Raw genomic sequence first — 24,766 nt, 5'->3', positions numbered from 1 at the left:
TTGTTTCCAGCAACGTAAAATCATGCAGTTAAGCATCATGAGAAAACGGAATGCCTGAGGTGATAAGCATTTTCTACCAAAATGGGCATAGTAAAACAGCACGATTCCCTATTATTCAACAAAGCCCGTTGCTGCATGAAACACTGCACAGCTACCACATCGTAGGCGGGATTCTGGTATTACTCGGGGTTGTCATGGCGCAGCATATGCGTACTCCGCGCGCTGAGCACAATGCAGTTTGCGCACCGGATAGCGATACGTCTCGCAGCCAAATCCATGAAGTGGAAGCAAACCGCAAATAAGAAGGCATTTTCCCCTATGATCTGACTATTCTCGCACCAGACACCTTGCTATGATTTCCGTTGCCTATTCAGGGCTCCCGGGGAATGCAGGGTGCTTTTCACGCAGTGAGGAGTCCATCATGCAGCCAGTCAGCAGTCCGGGAACCCCGACGCCGGGAGATCGCCCCCCCGCATCGCCGACTTCGGCCATTGACTCTTCCTCATCCAATACGGCGGCGGCGAACTCCCCGCTCAGCTTTACCCAGCGCGCCACGCTGGATACGCTGGTGGTCAAGCTACAGGCGCTAACGTCACTGAGTAACAATGCCATCTGGACCACACTACGTCTGGACATTGGTCTGGCGCCAAACCAGACATTGCTCGGACAGCATTTTACCGCCACCGAGCAGTCATTGCAGAACCAACTGGTGCAGGCTCAAACACAGCAAAGCAGCGCCCGCCATCCGTTATTGCAACGCCTGACCGATCTGCTGCCGCAAGAAAACAACAGCCAGCGCGTCACTCAATTTTTACGTCAGGAATTTGGTCATACCGAACTCAAAGCGCTGACGCAGCCTCCGTTACAACGGGTGCTGACCATGTTGCAAACACCGCCCGATGCGGCACCGCTAAATGCCGCGTCAGACAGAGCACCCGCGCTTGCCACAACGCTGGTGCAAAATGCGCTCACCAATGCCGCGACCACTGCCCTGCTGCAACGTCCGTTATCCAGCGTCGAGCAGAACAGCCTGAATCAGATGGTGGTGAGATTGTCCGCGCTACTGGGCGAATCGACGGAAAAAATCTGGACGTCATTGACGGCAATGCAACACCAGCCGCCGGGCACGCCGATCCCCGCTCGTCATTTGCCGCTCCTGATGCAATATTTGCAAACGCAAACTGACCTGCATCATCTGCTGACCACTGGCAATGGGCGCAGCGATGCACCCGCGACTTTGGCAACAACGTCGACCGCAGGCAATGCGGCGCAACCCCCAATGACCGCGACTCACTCCACCTTGTACACTCTGTTTCAACCCGCGTTGGAGGCCAATGAGCGACAGTTGTTGCTGGACTACAGTCAAAACCGTTTCAATGCCGGGGTACAAACACTGTTTACCCAACCGCAACTCAACGAACTGGTGACCTTTTTGTTCGCTCACCTCATGCAGCGCGCTTCCGACGGGGAACTGACGATACAGAGCCTGTTCCCGCATCCGCAGCCGATTGCCAACCCGCTGGTTGCTGTCTTACCACCTGCTCTCCAAGCCGTGTTCAACAAACCGCTGTTTTGGCCCATTGTCAGCGTTTGCGTGGTGATATTTTTGCTGTGGGTACTGTTTTAACCGACAAAAAAACCGGGGCACAAGGCCCCGGTTCAGCAAAACAGACGGTTTAGGGTATATCAATTACGCTAACTTACGCATCACCAACGTAGCATTAGTGCCGCCGAAGCCAAAACCGTTGGACATTACCGTAGTCAGCTTACGCTCAGTCGGTTGTGTCACGATGTTCATGTCCTGCGCCAACTCATCCAGCGTATCAACGTTAATGCTCGGCGCAATAAAACCGTGCTCCAGCATCAGTAGAGAGTAGATCGCTTCCTGTACGCCCGCTGCGCCGAGGGAGTGCCCGGTCATTGCCTTGGTTGCCGAGATGGGCGGCACCGCGTCGCCAAACACCTGACGAATCGCCCACAACTCTTTCACGTCACCCACCGGCGTAGAAGTACCATGGGTGTTGATATAATCGATAGGGGTATCCACATCCTGCATCGCAAGCTTCATGCAGCGCACGGCGCCTTCACCGGACGGCGCAACCATGTCGGCACCGTCAGAGGTTGCACCGTATCCCACCACTTCGGCGTAAATATGTGCACCACGCGCCAGAGCATGTTCCAGTTCTTCCACGACCACCATACCGCCGCCACCGGCGATAACAAAACCGTCACGATCGGCATCATAGGTACGGGACGCTTTTTCAGGCGTTTCGTTATATTTGGTAGACAACGCGCCCATGGCATCAAATTCACAGGCAAGTTCCCAGCATAGCTCTTCACCGCCACCAGCAAATACGATGTCCTGTTTACCCAGTTGGATCTGCTCTACCGCATTACCAATACAGTGTGCAGAGGTGGCGCAGGCAGAACTGATGGAGTAGTTCACGCCCTGAATTTTAAAAGGCGTTGCAAGACAGGCGGACACCGCAGACCCCATCGCTTTGGTCACCACATACGGACCAACTGCTTTCAGGCCCCGTGGGCTGCGCATGGCATCCGCGCCAAACACTTGAGAACGCGCTGAACCGCCGGAACCGGCAATCAAACCGACGCGCGGGCTATTTTGGTAAACCTCAGGTGCCAGCTTGGCATCGTCAATGGCTTGTTCCATCGACAAAAAAGCATAGACAGAGGCATCGCTCATGAAACGCACGACCTTACGTTCAATGAGGCCGGCAGTATCCAGCTTCACATTGCCCCAGACGTGACTACGCATACCGGAATCTTTCAGCTCTTGTGAGAACGTAATACCCGAGCGACCTTCCCGCAACGATGTCAGGACTTCCTGCTGGTTATTACCAATGCTTGAGACGATCCCCAGGCCAGTAATCACTGCACGTTTCATTCAATACCTCTTTCCGCATAAATGTATTTTGGGATTTCGTCACGCACTTTAGCGTACAGATGTAAGCTGAACAAGTCCAATCACCCAACCTTTTACAAAATTTGCGCGCTCGACACTGGCTGAGTAAAATCACGCTATCGCTTTAAAAATGAGTCAATTATCGTGAAAGACCATGCTATTCAGCACGGTACGCTCTCCTGGAACGAACAGGGTACACCTGTTTCGCAACAGTTTGATGACGTTTACTTCTCAAATCAGGATGGGTTGGAAGAGACCCGCTACGTTTTCTTGCAAGGCAATCTCTTTCCGGCGCGCTTTGTTGAGCATTCACGCCCGCTGTGCATCATTGCAGAAACCGGATTTGGCACTGGCCTGAACTTTTTGACGCTATGGGAAGCATTCGCCCATTTTCGCGCGCAGCATCCGCAGGCCACGCTGCGGCGCCTGCACTTTATCAGCTTTGAAAAATTCCCGTTGCGCGTGGCCGATCTGGAACAGGCGCACGCCCACTGGCCGACACTCGGACCTTACGCCGAAGCGCTGCGGCAGGCATGGCCGTCGGAGCTGCCGGGCTGTCATCGCCTGATTCTGGCTGACGGTGCCATCACTCTTGACCTGTGGTTTGGCGATATCAACGACTTGCTGCCAACGCTGGACGATTCCCTGACGCATCAGGTTGACGCCTGGTTTCTCGATGGCTTTGCCCCGTCCAAAAACCCGGATATGTGGACAGATAACCTGTTTCACGCCATGGCACGTCTGTGCCGGGCACAGGGTACCTTTGCGACATTCACTGCCGCAGGGTTTGTGCGTCGGGGGCTACAGCAAGCCTGTTTTGATGTGGAAAAGATCAAGGGCTACGGGCAAAAACGCGAAATGCTGCGCGGCGTATTACCGAACGCCATCCTGGCGCCGGCGGCAACCCCCTGGTATTCACGCCCGGCCGCGAGCGCGATAGAGGATATCGCTATTATTGGCGGTGGTATTGCCAGCGTACTGACAGCACTGGCGCTGCTGCAACGCGGCGCGTACGTGACACTCTATTGTGAAGATGAGGCACCAGCGTTAGGCGCATCCGGTAACCGTCAGGGAGCCCTTTACCCGTTACTCAACGACAAACACGATGCGCTTTCCCGCTTTTTTGCCACCGCTTTTGGTTTTGCCCGTCGCCAGTACGATTCACTGCTGCAAGCCGGTATCGCCTATGAACATGACTGGTGCGGTGTTAATCAGATTGCCTACGATGAAAAAAGCGCGCGCAAAATCACGCAAATCTTGCACGGCAACTGGCCGATAGAGGTAGTTACGCCGCTCAGCACTGATGAGATGGATGCAACGGCCGGATTGGCGATAGGTTTTTCAGGTGTGAGCTATGCCGAAGGTGGCTGGCTGTGCCCGGCAGAGCTCACGACCCATGCGCTGAAACACGCACAATCGCTCGGGTTGGTCGTGCATTTTGCTACTCGCGTCTCTGCGCTGGAAAAAAATGCATCCGGCTGGCAACTGAGGTTGGCAAACGGGCAGCAAAAAACCCATCCTGTGGTGATCCTGGCGAATGGACACCAGCTCAGCGACTGGTCGCAAACTCAGCATCTCCCCAGCTATGCGGTGCGCGGTCAGGTAAGTCATATCCCGACTACGCCGGTGCTACAAAGCTTGCAACGCGTCCTTTGTTACGATGGCTATCTGACTCCCGTCAGCCCTCGTCACCAGCAGCACTGTATCGGTGCCAGCTACCAGCGAGGCGTGGTTGCCACCACGTTTAGCGCAGACGAGCAGCAGGAAAACCACCAGCGCCTCGCGGCCTGCTTGCCCGATGCAACGTGGGTGAATGACATTGACGTCAGCGGCAACGCAGCACGTCAGGGCGTGCGCTGTGCTACGCGCGATCATCTGCCGCTGCTCGGTGCCGCGCCGGATCACGCACTGACGCTACATCAATACGCGTCACTTGACGTACAGCAGTACACGCCAGAACGTGTGGCCGTGGCACCGGTTCATAAGGATCTGTTCATTATCGGTGCGCTAGGATCGCGCGGATTGTGCTCTGCCCCGTTGGCTGCCGAAATTCTGGCAGGGCAACTGTACGGAGAACCGTTGCCGCTCGATGCATCAACGCTCGCCGCGTTGAACCCGAATCGTTTTTGGGTGAGAAAGCTACTGAAAGGCCGCACGGTGTAATCAGTTACGCTCAAGGAGATAGTGTCGTGGAATAACGCCAGTGGGTACCGGTATCGTTGATGAGCTGATAGCTGAGCGACTGTCCGACGATCGAACGATTTATCAGCAGGTTTACGCTGGACGCCGGAGCCACCATCATGCAGCCCAGACGCTGTTCAGCATAGCTGATGTCGGTCAGCGTCATATGCCAGGAGGTGGGATTAGCGACCTGCAACTGTTGCCCGTCCGCCGCTTGCAGCAAACGAAAACGCAGTTGTTCGCCATCAGACTCATTAGGGTCGCCCAGCCCGGCTGGCCGAATAAACACCTTCAAGCGCAAGCGCAGCGGCAACACCACGCTTTGCGTGTGGCGCGTCATCTCTGCAGTGTTCGGTGGAATTTGATAGACGTTGAGCCACAGCAGCGATTCCTTGTCATTGGCAAACCCCTGACGCGAGGTGAGCAACAAACGCAAAGAACGCTCCTCACCCGGCTTCATACTGAATACCGGCGGTACGGCGATCAACGGCGTTGTAGCACGCTCGGGTGGGAGCAGCGGATCGCCCGCATCACTCCAGATCTGTACCAGCGTGGGCTGTTTTTCTGAATTGGACAGCATTAGCGATGTGGACATCTCGCCGTTGTGCAGAATAACGCGAGTGCCTTCAACATTGACCACAGCGAATGCAGGCTCCTCCCCCATCAAGAAAAGCACGCACAGCATCCCGCTGATGGCTTTCTGCGCGCTACTGGAAACTGACCATGATCTGCAATTGCGCATTGACTGTCCCCGGTGTAATCGGTTGTTGATTAATCGCTTCCAGCGATGCGGTAAAATCTCCGGCATAAATTTCTGTGCTACCTGCAGAGACCCTGGTGGTTAATTCTTTAAAGGCATACCACCCGCGCGGGTTGCCGGTGCCGTATGAGGTTAAATCCGGCAGTAGATTGATGGCTTGCCCTCGGTTGTTGAAAATACGGATACCGACGCCAGAAGCCTCGCCCGCTCCGCTACCGTACTGATTATCCAGCAACCAGGTTAAGCCCACCTCGTTATACACATCTCTGTTCGTGCCTGAGCGCGCGTAGCGTTTCGGCGGCCGTCATGACTTTCTGCAAGCCTTTCCAGATAGTTTTTGCGCCTGGTTCACCGTCGCCTTTTCGAGCAAGAAAGCCTCCGAGTTGCGCAACTAAGCGCAATACTTCGTTTAGCTTAGGGCGGCCCTTGGGCATACGCTTGTTCATCAGTAGGTAAGCGCCATGAGTCTCGTCGGAATCAAAGAACAACATTGCGTCCAGCTCTGGACAGGTTCGTCCCATACGCATTAAATAGGCGATGCGCCATGCCACGATCATGAACAGCGCCAATGCCCGCTCAATGCGATCCACGGTCGATAACTGTAACGCTTCGACACAGCAGCCGTTCTTCAGCACATTGAAGAACATCTCGATTTCCCATCTAGCCCGATACCAGTCGATCAGCTCCACGATATCTTCTCGTCCTTCAGGTACGCGATTGCTCAGCAACCGCCACTCGACCGGCTTCACGCCTGCTGGCGGCTCAATTTCCTTGGCTATCACACAAATCACTGCCAACCCGCAACGCAGCGACACTCGCTTCACGCGCAGCGCCTGTTTCACCGTACGCGCCTTCTGCCCCGCGCGAGCCGCCATAACGAATTGGATTTCTCCCACCGGCACGGTCTTTCCAACCTTCTGCCAAAGCTTCTCATTACAGTCCAGACTGCAATTATGAGTCGAGCGGATCAACCAGTCAGCCGGAGTGCCAAGGTCATCAGCGAGCTGCATCAACGCCTTGATATCCGCTTCGCGATCGGCTAAGTACACCAGACGTGTGTTTGGCAACTCCGAGGCGAGTTCAGCAACTCGCTCGTATCCCTCGAGCCAGCGCGTACTCTCCTTGATCCCATCGCGTTTTCCGTCTGCATCCTTCGGCTCTCTTGCCCACATCCACGCATCCAGTACGCCCAACCCCACGCGATCCGGACTGACCGCGTAGGTCGGATGCAGATACAGACCACGCCTGGCTTCGTAGTTCAAGGGACCCAAGCCTTGGATTTGCTGCCCGTTGAAGTCAAGCTCGGTAGTGTCTTGGATACACAGCACAACCTCGTGTTCTCGGATCCTTTCCTGCGTACGCTGCCAGTGAGGTTGCAGAATGTCTCGCCATTCGAATGCTTGGTTCTCCATGAAGCGGTAAGCACCCAGCGTCTCAGACCATCCGAGGCACGCATGCGGAATGCTGGCTTGCGGATTCTCAGCCAGCCGTATCAAAAGCCCTTTGGCACGCTTATTGAGCCTCGTGTCACCAAGATTTACCCCTTCCAGTTCTTGGTGTGCCCAGCCATCTGAATCCCGTGTCATTTTTCAGCGCCGTAAATGGCGATAGTACACGTCGGTTTCACTTCATTTACAACCCCACTGGCTGCCTATTTCAGCCCGCTAACCCTTGGCATATAAGGCGTTGCGGACTTGTGTATAACGAGGTGGGTTAAGCCGCCGCCACCGCGGCGGGCTTGTTCACCAAAAAACCCATCGAGACATTCGCCGCCGTGAGGGTTGACACATTGGTGCTAGATAGTGCCCCGGATTCACACTGTATGGTGACGGAGAACCCCGCACGGCTGGTGCCGCCCTGACGCAACTGATTAGCGGTGATCAACGGCAGCATCACGACATTCGGAAAATCATCCACGCGACAAGACGCACCGCGTACAAAGGTCACCCCCGTCGCGTACAGGCTCCAGGTACCAGGCCAGTCATAGGGCCATCCTTCATATTTGGTTGCAGAATCAGCCCCCTCAGTCACATTAGCGCTGAGTCCCGGGCCTTTAAACGCGGTATAGCCGTGAGGCTGGCTGTAGAGGTAGGTGTAGCGATTATAGGCGTTGCCATACCACGTGGTGCTGTCGATACGGAACACTTCCATCAAAATATCGCTGAAGGCGCTGTCCGGAATATAGATATAGGTGCCATCGGAGAACCAGTCGGAGGGCGTCAGTTGCCGACCCTGCCAGTAGCGGGAAAAGTAGGCTCCACTCTTTAAATGGGTAAGTCTGACCGCAACATTGCGCACATAGCTGTAGTAGGCACTGTCAATCTCACTGGCCGCATACATTCCGGCATAGCCGCTATCGCCATTGGTGGCATACATCTCGAACAGGCTGCTGGCATCCGCGACCGCACAGCGAAACAAGATTTGATTAGCAGTAAACGCCGTCTGCGCGCCCTGACTCAGAAAGCTGATTGAGCTGCTCGCCAACAAAGTACCTGAGGGCTGAAAGGTGCCGCTGCTAAAGCTTATCACGCCGGGCATACCAATGTTTCTGCCGTTACAGGTATCGCACGCGCCATTCCAGGCGGTCGCGGTATAGCCTGCATTGCGCGCTGCCTACGATAAGGAGGTGGCACTGGTGACCCGAATACAGGCGCTGTAAGCCGTCTGGCTCCCGAGTAACAGCACGGCCAGCCAGAATATGATACGCGATGTCATGGCGACCTCCGAAGCTGACAAGGCAGCTCAAGATGTGTGAAAGCGTCGCTGCCGCGCGACGGTAAACGGTAGCTGACCGCACATTGTTCCCCAGCCTGCGGGCCCCATACCACCTGTAAGGTGCCGCGTTCTTCGGCAAGGCGGGCGTAGATTTGCCCACCTTGCCCGACCATGCCAACGCTGTCGCCTGCCGCCGTTACCACATCCGCGCCCATTGGGGGAAAACTCCCGTCCTCAAGTTGCGTGGCGATCAGCACAGCCCTCCCTTGCAAGGTGGAAAAACTGACCTGCGCCAAGGCTCCCGAGTAAGGGACCACGAGCTGGCTGCCACCTTGCAATTCAGGGTAATGACTCCAATTAGTAGAACATGTGTTTTTCGATGAAGGCTCCGATGACTTTTTCGTGGATCTCGACGGAGCGCGAGAAGCAAATCGTTTTACGCGCCAGTCGTTTAATGCGGGTACGGAGCGTCAGGTTATTGCGCTCTATGCGTTGCGTGAAGATCTTGCCAGTCAGATGTTTCTGCTTCGGAACCTCTCTTGCATAGCTGCCCCAGTTGTCACTGGTAATCATGCCGATGTTGAACGGTGTCAACAGAGCCAGCAATTCACGGCAGGTCTCATCGGTTCGGGGGCCAAAAGTGTAGGCCAGAACACCGCCCGTTTTGGTATTGTAAGCGTACCAGAGCCAGTGCTGTAGCGCCTTACTGCCAACGAAGCTCCATTGCTCATCGAGTTCACAGATAAGGGCGACGTCGGCGTGAGCAACGGGAGAAGACGTCATCCTGCGGGGCGAGAGCTTTTTAAAGCCCGGATGACCGTATTGATGCCGATTTTCAACGTTCTGGCGGTATCGCGAACACCGGCACCGTTGAAGGCCATATCAACGATCTGCTCTTTGACTCCCGGCTTTCGCGCTTCATAGCGGTAGGTAAGCTGGAATACACGGCGACAGCACTGACACCGGAAGCGTTCGCGCTTAGTTGGACTAAGGCCATGTAGATAAACTTTATCTGAATGGCAGCGAGGGCAATGAACAAAAACAGTAACCACGTGGAAATCTCAAATAGCGGCAGAATATCACAAAAGCCAACTATTTGAAGGTATTACCAAAAATCAGAGTAAAAATCCATTAAATCCCACCATGTAAAAATTTAAAACTAGGCTGTGTCCCTTAATCCCATGAGTTATACTAACTATTTGTTTCTACATCATTTTGAACTATGGCTCGCTACGACCTTCCCGATGAAGCATGGGCTATCATCCAGCCCTTACTCCCTGCTGAACCAGCAACACCACAGGCCGGACGCCCATGGGCTGAGCATCGCATGATTATCAATGGCATGTTCTGGGTGCTGTGCTCTGGTGCCCCATGGCGTGATTTACCTGAGCGATACGGCCCATGGAAAACCGTTTATAACCGCTTTAACCGATGGTCAAAATCGGGAGTCATTAACATTATTTTCAATAAGTTACTTTCATCACTTGATGCCCATGGCCTCGTGGACTGGTCAGCGACTGCGCTGGATGGTAGCAATATCAGGGCGCTGAAATGTGCTGCCGGTGCTCAAAAAAACATCCCGATATCACCGGAGATAATGGGCTGGGTCGCTCTCGAGGTGGTTTTGGCACCAAAATCCATATGGCTACAGACGGAAGTGGTCTTCCGTTAAACATCGTGTTGAGCCCCGGTCAGGCTCATGAAAGTCAGTTTGCACTACGTCTTTTGGACGGTATTGGTGTTCAACGCCAGAACGGCAGTATGAAACGCCGTGGTCATGCGGTGCTGGCTGACAAGGCGTACTCCGGGCATGTATTACGTAACGAGCTGAAAAACAGAGGTATAAAAACTGTCATCCCCCGAAAATCCACTGAAAAAATGGCGGTGGATGGTCGTTCAAAGCTCGATCGTGACGCCTACCGCAATCGGAACGTTGTTGAGCGGTGCTTTGGCCGTCTGAAAGAATACCGTCGCATTGCGACACGTTACGACAAAACGGCGAGGAATTATCTGGCAATGTTGAAACTGGGCTGCATCCGCCTGTTTTACCAGAGGCTATGTAATTAAGGGACACAGCCTAAGCTGCGCTGCGAGTAAGTAAAAAAACATCATTGTGCGCTACTGTAGTGGCACACTGATACTGGCCACCTGAGCGGAGGTGATATGCTCACCTCATCAACACGACAGGTGACCTCATGGGTAAACATTTTACGGCGGAATTTAAGCTCGAAGCCGCAAAGCTGGTTGTCGACCACGGCTACACATACGTTAAGGCCGCAGAGGCGGTTAATGTCAGCCATTCTGCCATTAGTCGCTGGGTCAATAAGCTTCGCCTTGAACGACAGGGAAAAACGCCAACGGGACTTCCTCTTACCCCTGAACAGCTCGAGCTGCGTGAGATGAAGAAAAAAGTCCAATGCCTTGAAATGGAGAACGAAATCCTAAAAAAGGCTACGGCGCTCTTAATGTCGGACTCACTCAACGGTTCACGGTAGTCGACAGGCTGAGGGCGCGATACCCGGTCACGGCGTTGTGCCAAACTTTTGAGGTACATCGCAGCAGCTACAGGCACTGGCAGGCTTCCGCTAATGAACCCGACGGTGAGCGCGTGGTTAAGTGTAGTCGCGTCATGGAAGCCTGGAACGCCAGCGGCGGCTCTGCCGGCGCTCGAAGTATCGCGACCATCGTCACCGGCAGCTCTGGTGTCAAAATGGGGCGCTGGCTGGCTGGCAAGCTGATGAAGGAGCTGGGTATCGCCAGCTGCCAGCGACCGGCTCACAAATACAAACGCGGCGGCAATGAACACGTTGAAATACCGAACTATCTCAACCGCCAGTTCGCGGTTACCGCGCCGGATCAGGTCTGGTGCGGCGATGTGACCTACATCTGGACGGGCAAATGCTGGGCTTACCTTGCGGTGGTGCTAGATCTGTTCGCCCGCAAACCGGTGGGCTGGGCCATGTCGACGTCGCCGGACTCGGCGCTGACAGTTAAAGCGTTGCAGATGGCCTGGGAACTCCGGGGACAACCAACAGGAGTCATGTTCCACAGCGACCAGGGCAGCCACTATACCAGCCGTCAATACCGGCAAGCCCTGTGGCGCTGCCGGATAAAGCAGAGTATGAGTCGGCGGGGTAACTGCTGGGATAATGCGCCAATGGAGCGGTTCTTCCGCAGCCTGAAGACAGAATGGGTGCCGACAAAGGGTTACAACAGCTTCAGCGAAGCCCAGGACGCGATTATCCGCTACATCACGGGGTATTACAGCGCTATCCGGCCTCACTGGTATAACGGCGGCTTAACTCCAAACGAATCTGAGCGACTGTTCTACATACAGTCTAATGCGGTGGCCAATATTAGTTGACCACTACAAGTGGTCTTCCGTTAAACATCGTGTTGAGCCCCGGTCAGGCTCATGAAAGTCAGTTTGCACTACGTCTTTTGGACGGTATTGGTGTTCAACGCCAGAACGGCAGTATGAAACGCCGTGGTCATGCGGTACTCGCTGACAAGGCGTACTCCGGGCATGTATTACGTAACGAGCTGAAAAACAGAGGTATAAAAACTGTCATCCCCCGAAAATCCACTGAAAAAATGGCGGTGGATGGTCGTTCAAAGCTCGATCGTGACGCCTACCGCAATCGGAACGTTGTTGAGCGGTGCTTTGGCCGTCTGAAAGAATGATGTAGCCCCCTGTAACACCAGACAGTAGCTGTATCTCCAGATAAGAGATAGGCTTAGATATATGTCTAACAATCATGCTAATTTTGAAATGACCGGGATCCTGTTAGGGCAAGAAGTCCGTAAGCGTAAAACTCCGCAAGAGAAAATCGCCATCATTCAGCAGACAATGGAGCCGGGGATGAACGTCTCCCATGTAGCCCGCCTGCATGGCATCCAGCCCAGCCTTTTGTTTAAGTGGAAGAAGCAATACCAGGAAGGAAGCCTCACCGCCGTTGCGGCCGCAGAAGAAGTGGTTCCAGCTTCGGCGCTGGCGACTGCCCTCAAGCAGGTCCGGGAGCTACAGCGCCTTCTGGGTAAGAAGACGATGGAAGTTGAGATCCTCAAAGAAGCAGTGGAGTACCGCCAGTCGCGAAAATGGATAGCGCACGCGCCCTTGTTGCCAAAGGACGGGGAATAGCTCTGGTCAGCCGCGCCATGAGCGTGTCGCGTGCGCAGCTGTCACTGCGGGTTAACCGTTCTGCCGACTGGCTGGACAGGCGCAGCAACCGGCGTAATGACGAAGCTGATGCTGAGATATTATCGGACATCCTCCGTATCATCAGCGACATGCCCAGTTACGGTTACCGCCGAGTGTGGGGTATCCTGCGTAAGCAACGTCGTGCAGAGGGACTTCCACCGGTGAACGCCAAACGGCTTTACAGGATAATGAGCGAGCATAACCTGCTGTTGTTGCATGATAAAACTGAACGTCCGAAGCGGGAGCATAAAGGCAAAATCGCGGTAGCAGAGAGCGATATGCGCTGGTGCTCAGATGGCTTCGAGTTCGGTTGTGACAACGGCGAGAAGCTGCGGGTGACGTTCGCACTGGACTGCTGCGACCGGGAGGCCATAGACTGGGCAGCGAGCACCAGGGGTTATGACAGTTCAACCGTGCAGGATGTGATGCTGAGGTCGGTGGAAAAACGCTTCGGTAGCGCGCTGCCGGATAAACCAGTGCAATGGCTGACGGATAATGGTTCAGCGTACACAGCGCATGAAACGCGGAAGTTCGCCAGAGAACTGAATCTGGAGCCCTGCACAACAGCAGTGAGCAGTCCACAGAGTAACGGCATGGCAGAACGGTTCGTGAAGACGATGAAGGAAGATTACATCGCCTTCATGCCAAAACCCGATGTGCGAACAGCGCTGAAGAATCTTGCAGCGGCGTTCAATCATTACAATGAAAACCATCCGCACAGTGCGCTGGGATACAACTCCCCAAGAGAATATCGGCGCCAGCGGGCATCGTTAACTTAAGATACAAAAGCTGTCCGGAGATGGTGGGTCAAGATCAGGCCGTCTGAAAGAATACCGTCGCATTGCGACACGTTACGACAAAACGGCGAGGAATTATCTGGCAATGTTGAAACTGGGCTGCATCCGCCTGTTTTACCAGAGGTTATGTAATTAAGGGACACAGCCTAACAGCGAACGTAATTTGGCTTAATGAGATGGTCATCCCCACCCTGTGAGCGGTACGCTGACAGGGTGTTTCTTTATGGAGAAGGCCATCATGCAAAACGTCACGCTTATTGGTATCGATCTCGGTAAACATTCTTTTCATATTCATTGCCAGGATAAGTCAGGTAAAGCGCTTCTGCGTAAGAAGTTTACCCGCACAAAGCTAATGCAGTTTTTGGCGACGTGCCCGCCCTCGGTTGTTGTTATGGAAGCTTGTGCCGGTGCACACTTTATGGCGCGGCGTATCAATGATAGCGGCCATGAAGCAAAACTTATCTCTCCGCAATTTGTGCGCCCGTTTGTCAAGGGCAATAAAAATGATTTTGTTGATGCAGAGGCGATATGTGAAGCCGCATCCCGGCCGTCAATGCGTTTTGTTCAGCCGAAAACGGAGGTTCAGCAGGCGATGCGAGCACTGCATCGGGTCAGGGAATCTCTTATCAGAGACAACGTTAAAACGACTAACCAAATGCATGCTTTTTTACTGGAGTTTGGTCTCAGCATGCCGAAAGGTATTGCGGTAATCAAAAGGCTTTCAGCTGTTCTGGCTGATAATGACTTGCCACCTTATCTGGCACAGTTGCTGCTTCGATTACACGATCATTACCAATATTTGGTTGGGCAGATAGCAGAGCTCGAAAGAGAACTTGGGCAGGCACTCTCTCTAAATAACTGTTCCGAATAGTAGATCACCTGAAGGGAACTCAGTCCGAGTTGAGCGATCTGATCAATCGATAAAGATCCCAAATCATCAACTGTATTAGTCGCGACTTGATCTGACACTGGACCTTGAAAGGTTGAGAGTTACCGGTTTTGATATGGGTGTCGAATCCTTATACAAAACACGAGGTAACTCTCATGCTTCATACTAACAATCCCATCATCAAACACAAAGCCGGCCTGCTCAATCTCGCCGAAGAACTCGGTAACGTATCAAAAGCCTGTAAAATCATGGGTGTGTCACGCGACACGTTTTATCGCTATCAGGAACTGGCGGCAGAAGGCGGCATTGACGCTCTGGTTAACCAAAACCGCCGGGTTCCCAACCTGAAAAACCGTGCTGATGAAGCCACTGAACGTGCGGTTGTTGATTACGCCATTGAGTTCCCAGCTCATGGCCAGCACCGGACCAGTAATGAGCTGCGTAAAAAAGGCGTCTTCATTTCTGGCAGCGGTGTGCGCTCCATCTGGCAACGACACGATCTGGAAAACTTTCGTAAGCGCCTGAAGGCACTTGAGGAAAAAGTTGCCAGAGAAGGCATCGTACTTACTGATGCTCAAATCGCTGCACTGGAGAAGAAGGCGCACGACGACGAAGCCTGTGGTGAAATAGAGACTGCTCACCCGGGTTATCTGGGGTCGCAGGACACCTTCTACGTGGGTAATCTGAAAGGTGTTGGCCGTATCTACCAGCAGACGTTCGTGGATACGTACTCGAAAGTGGCGCACTGCAAGCTTTACACGAGTAAAGCACCGATCTCTGCCGCCGACCTGCTCAATGATCGCGTGCTGCCGTTCTACGAAGCTCAGGGGCTGCCAATGCTAAGAATACTGACGGACAGGGGGACGGAATACTGCGGTAAAGTGGAACAACATGACTATCAGCTGTACTTGGCTATCAACGATATAGACCATACGAAAACGAAAGCGATGTCTCCGCAGACAAACGGTATCTGCGAGCGCTTCCATAAAACTATTTTGCAGGATTTTTATCAGGTTGCGTTCCGTAAGACGTTATACGAGGACCTAGAAAGTCTACAAAAGGATCTGGACAACTGGTTGTGGCATTACAATAATGAGCGAACTCATCAGGGTAAAATGTGCTGCGGGCGTACGCCAATGGCCACGTTACTTGATGGTAAACGAGTCTGGGCAGAAAAAAATCTGAACCAGATTTAATCTGACAGACACCTGTATAAATAACCGGTAACTGTCAGATCAGGTCTGAGCTAATACACATCAACCGGACTGAGCGATGTCGAGCATAGCACCGATACCCCGTAACGAACGACGCCTGATGAAGAAAACTCTCCATAAAACGCGTGACAAGAATCACGCCCGCAGGCTGACCGCCATCCTGATGTTGCACCGGGACGAGCGCGTGAGCGATGTCGCCAGAATGCTTTGCTGCGCCCGTTCGTCAATCGGCAGATGGATTAACTGGCTCACCCTGTACGGCATTGAAGGCCTCAAATCTCTGCGGCCCGGTCGTGGCCGTCGCTGGCCGTTTGAACAGATCTGCGCACTGTTAATCCAGCTCGTAAAGCGTTCCCCTCATGATTTTGGCTATCAGCGTTCGCGCTGGAGCGCGGAACTGCTAGCGATAAAAATCAATGAGATAACCGGTTGCCAGTTGCATGCTTCCACGGTGCGCCGTTGGCGGCCTTCTGCCGGTCTGGTGTGGCGACGCGCAGCTCCTACGCTGCGTATCCGCGACCCGCATAAGGAAGAAAAAATGGAGGCCATCGCGATGGCGCTGGAACAATGCAGCGCGGAACATCCCGTCTTTTACGAAGACGAAGTGGATATTCATCTGAATTCCAAAATTGGCGCGGACTGGCAGGTTCGCGGGAAGCAGAAACGCATCGTGACGCCGGGCCAGAACGAGAAATATTATCTGGCGGGTGCATTACACCGCGGGACGGGAAAAGTCAGCGATGTTGGAGGAAACAGTAAAATTTCGTGTTTTTTATCAGTATTTTAGATCATCTGAGAGCAACGTACAGACGGGCAAAAACGCTCACGCTGATAGTTGATAACTACATTATTCACAAAAGCCGGGAGACGCAGCGCTGGCTGGAAGAAAACCCGAAATTCAGGGTTATTTATCAGCCGGTGTACTCACCATGGGTAAATCATGTAGAGCGGTTATGGCAGGCGTTGCATGAAACCATTACCCGCAATCATCAATGCTGTTCAATGTGGCAGTTATTGAACAAGGTTCGCCGCTTCATGGAAACCGTCAGCCCGTTTCCCAGTGGAAAACATGGACAGGCAAAAGTGTAGCGGTATTAGGAACAGCTATTTAGTATAGCGGCGGATCTGGTTGGTAAGATCGATATCACCATCCAGTTTTTTGCCGTAAGACGGCACGATCGCCTTCAGTTTACCCTGCCATTCTGGCGTTGCTACCTGTTGCTTAAACACTTTTTCCAGCAGACTCAGCATGATCGGTGCTGCGGTTGACGCACCAGGAGAAGCGCCCAGCAGCGCAGCGATAGTGCCATCCAGCGAGCTGACGATCTCGGTGCCCAACTTCAGTACACCACCTTTATCCGCATCCTTTTTGATAACCTGAACCCGCTGTCCGGCAACCGCCAAGCGCCAGTCTTCCTTTTTGGCCTCGGGGAAATACTCTTTCAGAGCAGCGAAACGATCGTCATCATCCATCATCACCTGTCCGATCAAGTATTTCACCAGATCGAAATTATCCAGCCCGACATGCGTCATCGGCATCAGATTTGACAACGTGACAGAGCCCGGTAAATCCCACAGGGAAGCATTTTTCAAGAACTTGCTGGAGAACGTAGCAAAAGGCCCAAACAGCAGCGCGGGTTTACCGTTAAAGATACGTGTATACAGATGCGGCACGGACATCGGCGGTGCGCCCACGGAGGCTTTGCCATACACTTTTGCCATATGGCGTTTTACGATGTCAGGATTGTCGGTGACCAGAAACTCTCCGCCCACCGGGAAGCCACCATAGAGATCCGCTTCGGGAATACCGGATTTTTGCAATAACGGCAGTGCCGCCCCGCCCGCGCCAATAAAGACAAACTTGGCATTGATGGCATGCTCTTTCTCACCGTCCTTCAAATCCGCATAGATAATGCTCCAGGTGTGGTCCGCATTACGCTTTATCTCGCGAATTTCTGCATTCAAGCGCAGTGAGAAGTTGGTTTTGGTCTGTAGTCCGGCAACCAGCTGACGCGTGATTTCACCGTAATTGACATCGGTGCCAATCGGCATGCGCGTAGCAGCCACTTTCTGCGCAGGATCGCGCCCTTCCATCACCAGAGGAGCCCAGGATTGGATCGTGGCGTGATCGTCACTGAACTCCATGCCACGGAACAACGTACTGTGCTGCAACGCCTTATAGCGCTGGTTCAGGAAGGCGGTATTCTCATCGCCCCAGACAAAGCTGATGTGCGGCACGCTGTTGATAAACAGATTCGGATCGTGTAGCACGTCATTCTTGACCTGGTAAGACCAGAACTGACGTGAAATCTCGAACGCTTCGCTGATCTCAACCGCTTTACTGATATCTATAGCGCCGTCGGCTTTTTCAGGCGTGTAGTTCAGTTCCATAAAAGCCGAGTGGCCGGTGCCTGCGTTATTCCAACCGTTGGAGCTTTCTTCGGCAACCTTATCCAGACGCTCAACCATCGTGATTGACCAGTCGGGTTGCAGTTCCTGAAGATAAGTCCCAAGGGTGGCATTCATGACACCACCACCGATCAGTACCACATCGGTGGTTTTTGCAGTATCCGCTGTACTTTCCGCCCATGCGGGCAACGCGGCGGTTCCCGCCAGATTCAGGCACAAGACCAAAGCCCGTAGTTTTTTCATACTTCTATACCTCTGTTTATTCTAATTTTGTTGTTGCAGGTGAATCGCTACTCCAACCATCCCGAACGTGCGTCATTCCCACACGACAGCCAGGCTTCGTGTAAAATGCGTGCTACAGCGCACATCCGCACAACATTATTGTTACAAAGACAGTGAAAATAAATTTTTGTAATTAAATAAAAAATAACAATACAACTGTTATTGATTAACAAGCAGTGGGAACACCGTATTGGCTCGGATTATTGCAGTGTTTTATTTCGGATGAATGGACATAAAGCAAAAGGCTCCACCGGGAGCCTTTTTACGTGTGATGCCAGAGAAAGGGCTATTTGGCAGGTGTAGCGGGAACCGGATCAGGCGCATCGATCTCCTGAAGAGAATCTTCGATGGCAGCGGCGTTCGGGTTCTCTTGTGGAGTCAGACGGCCACCGCGCGCCAGGAAATCATGACGTTGGAAATAGGCCTCGCGCACCATCAGATATGGATCGGATGAGTTTCTCAGCAGACCATCCGAATCCAGCAGTTGTGCTCGCGTCTCTACCCCTTCCACGACCCATTTACCAGCGGAAGCCCAGAACGTCAGGTAACTCAGAACCGGATAGAGTGTATCAACCATGCCGCCACCGTCTTCACGCAGCGTCGCGCTGCCATAACCCGGCAATACCACATACGGACCATTTCCCACGCCGTAACTTCCCAAGCTAGTACCGAATCTGCGCGGTTCTTCTTTTGCCAGCTTCGGATTCGCCACCGAGGCAAGATCGAATAATCCCCCCATCCCCAACAGGGTGTTCAGGAAGAAGCGGTTAAAGTGGATCATGGCCTTATAAGGATCGCCCGACACAAAATAGTTTGCCATCGCGGCGGGTTCTTCCAGGTTACTGAGGAAATTGCTCAACCCATTGCGAGCGGGTTTCGGCACATAGTCACGCCAGGCAACAGCTACCGGCCGGACGACATACGGGTCCAGCACATTGTAGTTAAAGTTGAACATGGTGCGGTTGAATCCCTCAAGTGGGTCGGAACACCCTTGGGTTGTTTTATCCGAAGAGCTGGCGCACCCAACCAGCATGACACTGGCCAGCACCACCCCACTCAAACGGTTATTCATAGTGATTCTCCCTGATAAAATTGCGTTTCGCCCACGTTACAACCGTACAGCATCCCCCCGACCCGTTTCAACGCATTGACTGCGAAGAACGCATTCTGACAAGAAATGGTCGTTGGTTGTGTAACATTTTATTGCGCTTCATCGAGGAAAGCTAACGTAATAGTGCTTATTAATGCGTGTGTTACTGAATTAGCAAGCCCAAAAACGGGTTTTTATGGTGCAGAGACTCAGCTCCAATGCCTTGCACACGCACATTCTTCACACTTTTTTGCCACCGATTGACGGGATATTAATCAATCGCACATTCATGTGCTTATGCTTACGGCCAAAATGCGTATAATGTCCTCACTGAAGTCTTCATAGTTAAATGGATATAACGAATAATTATTTTAACTATTTGTTTTTAAAGACCTTAAATGTAAATCAATTTAAATTAATGTACTCATATATGTACACGAAGCGTTTCAACGTTTCCAATGTTACGAGGTATGCCCCCCTCTACCTACTCCCTACGCTTGAGGATGCGCTCGACCTTATAGCCGAGCGGCGTGGGCTTTTCGTTTAGCTTGCTACGGTGTTACAGTAAACATTACTGTGCATCACCTTCGGCTTTGATTCCTCGCATTCTGGCATCTGCACGCGCACTGATATGAAGGTGTCGCGCGGGATATCTATCGGGTCGCCGTTCGCGTAGCCTTCAATCTCATTGCGGGCGAAAGCGGGCGCATCCGGATGTGGCCGGTGATAGGTCCGAATGACCATCGAGCCATCCGGGTTTATCTGCGAACTCCCCTCATCGCCGCCATAGTCCACCCACAGGCGCGGTAGCTTGTTGCGGCACATCGGTACATCGATACCGCCCTCATAACCGCCCCAGGCGCGATCGGCGTTCAGGCCCAGACAGCCGGAAATGCGGTACACCCCTTCGCTCAGGCGTTCGGTGGTGATGCCCTCGGCTTCGCTGGTGAGTTCGCTGGTGCCGTCAGCAAACAGCTTCACAACCGGGCTTGCTGTTTTCCAGAAGCCGTTGGCGTCGGATACAGCATTCAGCCCTGCCGCCAGTAGCGGGTATGTCCATTGGTAAATACGTTTACCACAAGCCGGATTAATCGATATATCGCTGTTTTCGTTGAAATAGATCCCGTTACTTGCTTTATAGTTATGCAACGTTAGCGTATTTACGTTGTCACCACCGGAACCCAAATACCATCTTGAATTTCCATCAGCGTCACTTCCTCGGATGAACGACGACTTTCCTTGTTCAGCAGGGAAGATCATGAACGCTTCTGAATTCCTACGAAATTGCTTTAGCCCAGTTATGTTTTGCGCAGTATCAAGCGTTGCGGGGTTTGGCAGATTTGCGCTAGTCCAAAACTCATCCCATGTTGTCCATGCATCGCTCGGTGTTGGCTTGCTTCTGATAAAAATGCGCTTTGAAACATGGGTGATATAAATCTGCGTAATGCCGTAGCTGGTCACACTGTTGTAGAGCACAAGCAGGTTCCCAGCGGACACCACAGGATAGTTCCTTGCCGCCGTGGCATTAGCGGTCGCATTCTGCCACCAAATACCCTGGTAATCCGTCCCGATGACATTGTTCAGGTCATTGGTTCCCAGCGAGCCTTTCAACAGGAAAACATCACTAGAGTTGGCTTTCCCGGTTAGCGCAGCATCCCAAGCCTGCTGTGAGCGAACGGTAACGGTCTGGCGGTCTGGCGCCGTTAAGGTAACATCTCCGCTACCCGTTAAGATTTGCTGCCAGCCTGATAGCTGCTGCTGGTAATAAGCAAGCGTTGAGGCAAATTCGTGAGCAAACTGTTCAATGGAAACACTGGGTGAAGTGGGAATGGCATAGGCTTTACCCGTTCCCGTTGTGCCAGTGAACGCAGATACCAGCGTTAATTGTGTATCGGATTGTACAGACTCAATTTCATAAATTTGAACAGTGCCAGCAGCTGGCAATAATAACATCCGCCCTGCTGATACACCGTTTAATGGATTAGTGAATTGGGTTCCTGTGTCCGTAATGATTTTGCTGCCGTTAGTGGCAGCGATGGTTCCCGTTTTGTACCAAGACATATGTTCACCACACACAAAAAAACCGCAGAATGCAGTTTATGGTTTTCGATAGTGCTGGTTGATAAACCAACATGATAGATATTTTTGTTTTCTAAAAATCACCAATGGTAACTAAATAGCTGTTCCTAATACCGCTACACTTTTGCCTGTCCATGTTTTCCACTGGGAAACGGGCTGACGGTTTCCATGAAGCGGCGAACCTTGTTCAGTAACTGCCACATTGAACAGCATTGATGATTGCGGGTAATGGTTTCATGCAACGCCTGCCATAACCGCTCTACATGATTTACCCATGGTGAGTACACCGGCTGATAAATAACCCTGAATTTCGGGTTTTCTTCCAGCCAGCGCTGCGTCTCCCAGCTTTTGTGAATAATGTAGTTATCAACTATCAGCGTGAGCGTTTTTGCCCGTCTGTACGTTGCTCTCAGATTCTCTAACATACTGATAAAAAACATGAACTTTTACTGTTTCCTCCAACATCGCTGACTTTTCCCGTCCCGCTGTGTAATGCACCCGCCAGATAATATTTCTCGTTCTGGCCCGGCGTCACGATGCGTTTCTGCTTCCCGCGAACCTGCCAGTCCGCGCCAATTTTGGGATTCAGATGAATATCCACTTCGTCTTCGTAAAAGACGGGATGTTCCGCGCTGCATTGTTCCAGCGCCATCGCGATGGCCTCCATTTTTTCTTCATTATACGGGTCGCGGATACGCAGCGTAGGAGCTGCGCGTCGCCACACCAGACCGGCAGAAGGCCGCCAACGGCGCACCGTGGAAGCATGCAACTGGCAACCGGTTATCTCATTGATTTTTATCGCTAGCAGTTCCGTGCTCCAGCGCGAACGCTGATAGCCAAAATCATGAGGGGAACGCTTTACGAGCTGGATTAACAGTGCGCAGATCTGTTCAAACGGCCAGCGACGGCCACGACCGGGCCGCAGAGATTTGAGGCCTTCAATGCCGTACAGGGTGAGCCAGTTAATCCATCTGCCGATTGACGAACGGGCGCAGCAAAGCATTCTGGTGACATCGCTCACGCGCTCGCCCCGGTGCAACATCAGGATGGCGGTCAGCCTGCGGGCGTGATTCTTGTCACGCGTTTTATGGAGAGTTTTCTTCATCAGGCGTCGTTCGTTACGGGGTATCGGTGCTATGCTCGACATCGCTCAGTCCGGTTGATGATTTGGGAGCTTTATCGATTGATCAGATCGCTCAACTCGGACTGAGTTCCCTTCAGGTGATCTACTATTCTGTAGTGGCACACTGATACTGGCCACCTGAGCGGAGGTGATATGCTCACCTCATCAACACGACAGGTGACCTCATGGGTAAACATTTTACGGCGGAATTTAAGCTCGAAGCCGCAAAGCTGGTTGTCGACCACGGCTACACATACGTTAAGGCCGCAGAGGCGGTTAATGTCAGCCATTCTGCCATTAGTCGCTGGGTCAATAAGCTTCGCCTTGAACGACAGGGAAAAACGCCAACGGGACTTCCTCTTACCCCTGAACAGCTCGAGCTGCGTGAGATGAAGAAAAAAGTCCAATGCCTTGAAATGGAGAACGAAATCCTAAAAAAGGCTACGGCGCTCTTAATGTCGGACTCACTCAACGGTTCACGGTAGTCGACAGGCTGAGGGCGCGATACCCGGTCACGGCGTTGTGCCAAACTTTTGAGGTACATCGCAGCAGCTACAGGCACTGGCAGGCTTCCGCTAATGAACCCGACGGTGAGCGCGTGGTTAAGTGTAGTCGCGTCATGGAAGCCTGGAACGCCAGCGGCGGCTCTGCCGGCGCTCGAAGTATCGCGACCATCGTCACCGGCAGCTCTGGTGTCAAAATGGGGCGCTGGCTGGCTGGCAAGCTGATGAAGGAGCTGGGTATCGCCAGCTGCCAGCGACCGGCTCACAAATACAAACGCGGCGGCAATGAACACGTTGAAATACCGAACTATCTCAACCGCCAGTTCGCGGTTACCGCGCCGGATCAGGTCTGGTGCGGCGATGTGACCTACATCTGGACGGGCAAATGCTGGGCTTACCTTGCGGTGGTGCTAGATCTGTTCGCCCGCAAACCGGTGGGCTGGGCCATGTCGACGTCGCCGGACTCGGCGCTGACAGTTAAAGCGTTGCAGATGGCCTGGGAACTCCGGGGACAACCAACAGGAGTCATGTTCCACAGCGACCAGGGCAGCCACTATACCAGCCGTCAATACCGGCAAGCCCTGTGGCGCTGCCGGATAAAGCAGAGTATGAGTCGGCGGGGTAACTGCTGGGATAATGCGCCAATGGAGCGGTTCTTCCGCAGCCTGAAGACAGAATGGGTGCCGACAAAGGGTTACAACAGCTTCAGCGAAGCCCAGGACGCGATTATCCGCTACATCACGGGGTATTACAGCGCTATCCGGCCTCACTGGTATAACGGCGGCTTAACTCCAAACGAATCTGAGCGACTGTTCTACATACAGTCTAATGCGGTGGCCAATATTAGTTGACCACTACATTCGGAACAGTTATTTAGAGAAAGTACCTGCCCAAGTTCTCTTTCGAGCTCTGCTATCTGCCCAACCAAATATTGGTAATGATCGTGTAATCGAAGCAGCAACTGTGCCAGATAAGGTGGCAAGTCATTATCAGCCAGAACAGCTGAAAGCCTTTTGATTACCGCAATACCTTTCGGCATGCTGATACCAAACTCCAGTAAAAAAGCATGCATTTGGTTAGTCGTTTTAACGTTGTCTCTGACCAACGACTCCCTGACGCGATGCAAGGCTCGCATAGCTTGCTGAGCCTCAGTTCTTGGCTGCACAAACCGCATGGAAGGGCGTGATCCGGCTTCGCATATTGCTTCGGCATCAACGAAATCGTTCTTGTTGCTCTTGACAAAAGGGCGGACAAACTGCGGAGAGATCAACTTTACTTCATGCCCCAGCTCACTGATCCGACGAGCCATAAAATGGGCACCGGCGCAGACTTCCATTACAACGGTAGTAGGTGTACACGTAGCCAGAAACTCGATGAGTTTGGTGCGGGTAAACTTTTTCCGCAGTAATGCCTTGCCTGATTTATCCTGACAATGAATGTGAAAAGAATGTTTGCCGAGATCGATACCAATAAGCGTGACGTTTTGCATGATGGCCTTCTCCATAAAGAAATACCCTGTCAGCGTACCGCTCACAGGGTGGGGGTGACCATCTCATTAGGCCGACGAGCATGCCGTCAGCCTTTGCGGGGTGCACTGTGC

16 protein-coding genes and 8 pseudogenes are annotated in these 24,766 nt (G+C 52.8%); 12 read left to right on the top strand and 12 right to left on the bottom strand.

Annotated features, from left to right (window positions below):
• Positions 1-50 precede the first annotated feature (50 nt).
• Together ACWWJF_RS19040 and ACWWJF_RS19035 are read left to right on the top strand one after the other, a co-directional pair.
• Positions 51-302, top strand: coding sequence for a hypothetical protein (locus ACWWJF_RS19040; protein ID WP_455870305.1), 252 nt, complete (start codon positions 51-53; stop codon positions 300-302).
• A 119-nt stretch (positions 303-421) separates the two neighbouring features.
• The gene (locus tag ACWWJF_RS19035; protein ID WP_455870304.1) at positions 422-1,627 is read left to right on the top strand and encodes a flagella biosynthesis regulator Flk; all 1,206 of its coding nucleotides are present in this window, start codon (positions 422-424) and stop codon (positions 1,625-1,627) included.
• A gap of 63 nt (positions 1,628-1,690) precedes the next feature.
• Here the strand turns inward: ACWWJF_RS19035 and fabB are convergent, their stop codons facing one another.
• Positions 1,691-2,905, bottom strand: a complete 1,215-nt coding sequence (fabB, locus tag ACWWJF_RS19030) for a beta-ketoacyl-ACP synthase I (protein ID WP_455870303.1) — start codon at positions 2,903-2,905, stop codon at positions 1,691-1,693.
• A 162-nt stretch (positions 2,906-3,067) separates the two neighbouring features.
• On the opposite strand from fabB, the gene mnmC reads away from it, so the two are divergent.
• The gene (gene mnmC / locus ACWWJF_RS19025; protein ID WP_455870302.1) at positions 3,068-5,086 is read left to right on the top strand and encodes a bifunctional tRNA (5-methylaminomethyl-2-thiouridine)(34)-methyltransferase MnmD/FAD-dependent 5-carboxymethylaminomethyl-2-thiouridine(34) oxidoreductase MnmC; all 2,019 of its coding nucleotides are present in this window, start codon (positions 3,068-3,070) and stop codon (positions 5,084-5,086) included.
• Positions 5,087-5,096: 10 nt separating this feature from the next.
• Here mnmC and ACWWJF_RS19020 read toward each other — a convergent pair whose 3' ends face one another.
• From ACWWJF_RS19020 to ACWWJF_RS18995, 6 genes and pseudogenes are all read right to left on the bottom strand, one after another.
• Entirely contained in the window at positions 5,097-5,789 is a 693-nt protein-coding gene (locus ACWWJF_RS19020) for a fimbria/pilus periplasmic chaperone (RefSeq protein WP_455870301.1), read from the bottom strand.
• 22 nt (positions 5,790-5,811) lie between these two features.
• Positions 5,812-6,111: pseudogene (locus ACWWJF_RS19015) on the bottom strand (fimbrial protein); the annotation flags it as partial.
• Between the two features lie 7 nt (positions 6,112-6,118).
• The gene (locus tag ACWWJF_RS19010; RefSeq protein WP_455870300.1) at positions 6,119-7,450 is read right to left on the bottom strand and encodes an IS4 family transposase; all 1,332 of its coding nucleotides are present in this window, start codon (positions 7,448-7,450) and stop codon (positions 6,119-6,121) included.
• A 127-nt stretch (positions 7,451-7,577) separates the two neighbouring features.
• Positions 7,578-8,465: pseudogene (gene stbD / locus ACWWJF_RS19005) on the bottom strand (fimbrial usher protein StbD); the annotation flags it as partial.
• Between the two features lie 110 nt (positions 8,466-8,575).
• A complete protein-coding gene (locus ACWWJF_RS19000) occupies positions 8,576-8,836 on the bottom strand; it encodes a FimD/PapC C-terminal domain-containing protein (RefSeq protein WP_455871171.1) in 261 nt (86 codons plus the stop codon).
• Positions 8,837-8,936: 100 nt separating this feature from the next.
• Positions 8,937-9,631, bottom strand: a protein-coding gene (locus tag ACWWJF_RS18995; RefSeq protein ID WP_455870299.1) for an IS1 family transposase whose coding sequence is annotated in 2 segments (ribosomal slippage) — positions 8,937-9,388 and positions 9,388-9,631 — 696 coding nt in all. Because the reading frame shifts where the segments join, the coding sequence is not laid out codon by codon here.
• A 170-nt stretch (positions 9,632-9,801) separates the two neighbouring features.
• On the opposite strand from ACWWJF_RS18995, the gene ACWWJF_RS18990 reads away from it, so the two are divergent.
• The 8 genes and pseudogenes from ACWWJF_RS18990 (at position 9,802) to ACWWJF_RS18955 (ending at position 16,769) form a co-directional block, all read left to right on the top strand.
• Positions 9,802-10,646 (top strand): IS5 family transposase gene (locus ACWWJF_RS18990; protein ID WP_455869069.1). Its coding sequence is split into 2 segments (ribosomal slippage): positions 9,802-10,147 and positions 10,147-10,646, totalling 846 coding nucleotides; the frame shifts between segments, so codons are not numbered across the junction.
• 128 nt (positions 10,647-10,774) lie between these two features.
• Positions 10,775-11,943 (top strand): IS3 family transposase gene (locus ACWWJF_RS18985; protein WP_455868400.1). Its coding sequence is split into 2 segments (ribosomal slippage): positions 10,775-11,030 and positions 11,030-11,943, totalling 1,170 coding nucleotides; the frame shifts between segments, so codons are not numbered across the junction.
• Positions 11,943-12,260: pseudogene (locus ACWWJF_RS18980) on the top strand (transposase); the annotation flags it as partial. The gene ACWWJF_RS18985 and the pseudogene ACWWJF_RS18980, both read left to right, overlap by 1 nt.
• A 91-nt stretch (positions 12,261-12,351) precedes the next feature.
• Positions 12,352-13,559 (top strand): IS3 family transposase gene (locus tag ACWWJF_RS18975; protein WP_455871153.1). Its coding sequence is split into 2 segments (ribosomal slippage): positions 12,352-12,673 and positions 12,673-13,559, totalling 1,209 coding nucleotides; the frame shifts between segments, so codons are not numbered across the junction.
• A gap of 37 nt (positions 13,560-13,596) precedes the next feature.
• A pseudogene (locus tag ACWWJF_RS18970) lies at positions 13,597-13,713 on the top strand (IS5/IS1182 family transposase); the annotation flags it as partial.
• A 102-nt stretch (positions 13,714-13,815) separates the two neighbouring features.
• A pseudogene (locus ACWWJF_RS18965) lies at positions 13,816-14,424 on the top strand (IS110 family RNA-guided transposase); the annotation flags it as partial.
• 197 nt (positions 14,425-14,621) lie between these two features.
• Positions 14,622-15,662, top strand: coding sequence for an IS481 family transposase (locus ACWWJF_RS18960; RefSeq protein WP_455868660.1), 1,041 nt, complete (start codon positions 14,622-14,624; stop codon positions 15,660-15,662).
• 76 nt (positions 15,663-15,738) lie between these two features.
• Positions 15,739-16,769: pseudogene (locus ACWWJF_RS18955) on the top strand (IS630 family transposase).
• Between the two features lie 15 nt (positions 16,770-16,784).
• On the opposite strand, the gene mqo reads toward ACWWJF_RS18955, so the two are convergent.
• The 4 genes and pseudogenes from mqo to ACWWJF_RS18935 all read right to left on the bottom strand — a co-directional run bounded on the left by mqo (position 16,785) and on the right by ACWWJF_RS18935 (position 22,687).
• Positions 16,785-18,332 carry a malate dehydrogenase (quinone) gene (gene mqo, locus ACWWJF_RS18950; RefSeq protein ID WP_455870298.1) on the bottom strand — a complete coding sequence of 516 codons (1,548 nt, stop codon included), beginning with the start codon at positions 18,330-18,332 and terminating at the stop codon, positions 16,785-16,787.
• 325 nt (positions 18,333-18,657) lie between these two features.
• Positions 18,658-19,443 carry a phospholipid-binding lipoprotein MlaA gene (gene mlaA / locus ACWWJF_RS18945; RefSeq protein WP_455870297.1) on the bottom strand — a complete coding sequence of 262 codons (786 nt, stop codon included), beginning with the start codon at positions 19,441-19,443 and terminating at the stop codon, positions 18,658-18,660.
• A gap of 561 nt (positions 19,444-20,004) precedes the next feature.
• On the bottom strand, positions 20,005-21,537 hold the full coding sequence (locus tag ACWWJF_RS18940) for a phage tail fiber protein (RefSeq protein WP_455870296.1): 1,533 nt from the start codon (positions 21,535-21,537) through the stop codon (positions 20,005-20,007).
• 119 nt (positions 21,538-21,656) lie between these two features.
• Positions 21,657-22,687, bottom strand: a pseudogene (locus tag ACWWJF_RS18935) (IS630 family transposase).
• A 161-nt stretch (positions 22,688-22,848) separates the two neighbouring features.
• Between ACWWJF_RS18935 and ACWWJF_RS18930 the strand changes: the two are divergent.
• Positions 22,849-24,017 (top strand): IS3 family transposase gene (locus ACWWJF_RS18930; protein ID WP_455868400.1). Its coding sequence is split into 2 segments (ribosomal slippage): positions 22,849-23,104 and positions 23,104-24,017, totalling 1,170 coding nucleotides; the frame shifts between segments, so codons are not numbered across the junction.
• A 29-nt stretch (positions 24,018-24,046) separates the two neighbouring features.
• On the opposite strand, the pseudogene ACWWJF_RS18925 reads toward ACWWJF_RS18930, so the two are convergent.
• Positions 24,047-24,655, bottom strand: a pseudogene (locus ACWWJF_RS18925) (IS110 family RNA-guided transposase); the annotation flags it as partial.
• Positions 24,656-24,766: the final 111 nt, after the last annotated feature.

It is taken from the genome of Symbiopectobacterium sp. Eva_TO (assembly GCF_053848865.1).
Note: the sequence above shows the minus strand (reverse complement) of the source record. Positions and strands in the feature narration are given on the sequence as shown.

What these genes read in the sequence shown, in the direction of transcription:
- ACWWJF_RS18960 (WP_455868660.1), top strand. Translation starts at nt 14,622, where the DNA reads ATGCTTCATACTAACAATCCCATCATCAAACACAAAGCCGGCCTGCTC.
- ACWWJF_RS19035 (WP_455870304.1), top strand. Translation starts at nt 422, where the DNA reads ATGCAGCCAGTCAGCAGTCCGGGAACCCCGACGCCGGGAGATCGCCCC.
- mqo (WP_455870298.1), bottom strand. Translation starts at nt 18,332, where the DNA reads ATGAAAAAACTACGGGCTTTGGTCTTGTGCCTGAATCTGGCGGGAACC.
- ACWWJF_RS19010 (WP_455870300.1), bottom strand. Translation starts at nt 7,450, where the DNA reads ATGACACGGGATTCAGATGGCTGGGCACACCAAGAACTGGAAGGGGTA.
- mlaA (WP_455870297.1), bottom strand. Translation starts at nt 19,443, where the DNA reads ATGAATAACCGTTTGAGTGGGGTGGTGCTGGCCAGTGTCATGCTGGTT.
- fabB (WP_455870303.1), bottom strand. Translation starts at nt 2,905, where the DNA reads ATGAAACGTGCAGTGATTACTGGCCTGGGGATCGTCTCAAGCATTGGT.
- ACWWJF_RS19040 (WP_455870305.1), top strand. Translation starts at nt 51, where the DNA reads ATGCCTGAGGTGATAAGCATTTTCTACCAAAATGGGCATAGTAAAACA.
- ACWWJF_RS19020 (WP_455870301.1), bottom strand. Translation starts at nt 5,789, where the DNA reads ATGCTGTGCGTGCTTTTCTTGATGGGGGAGGAGCCTGCATTCGCTGTG.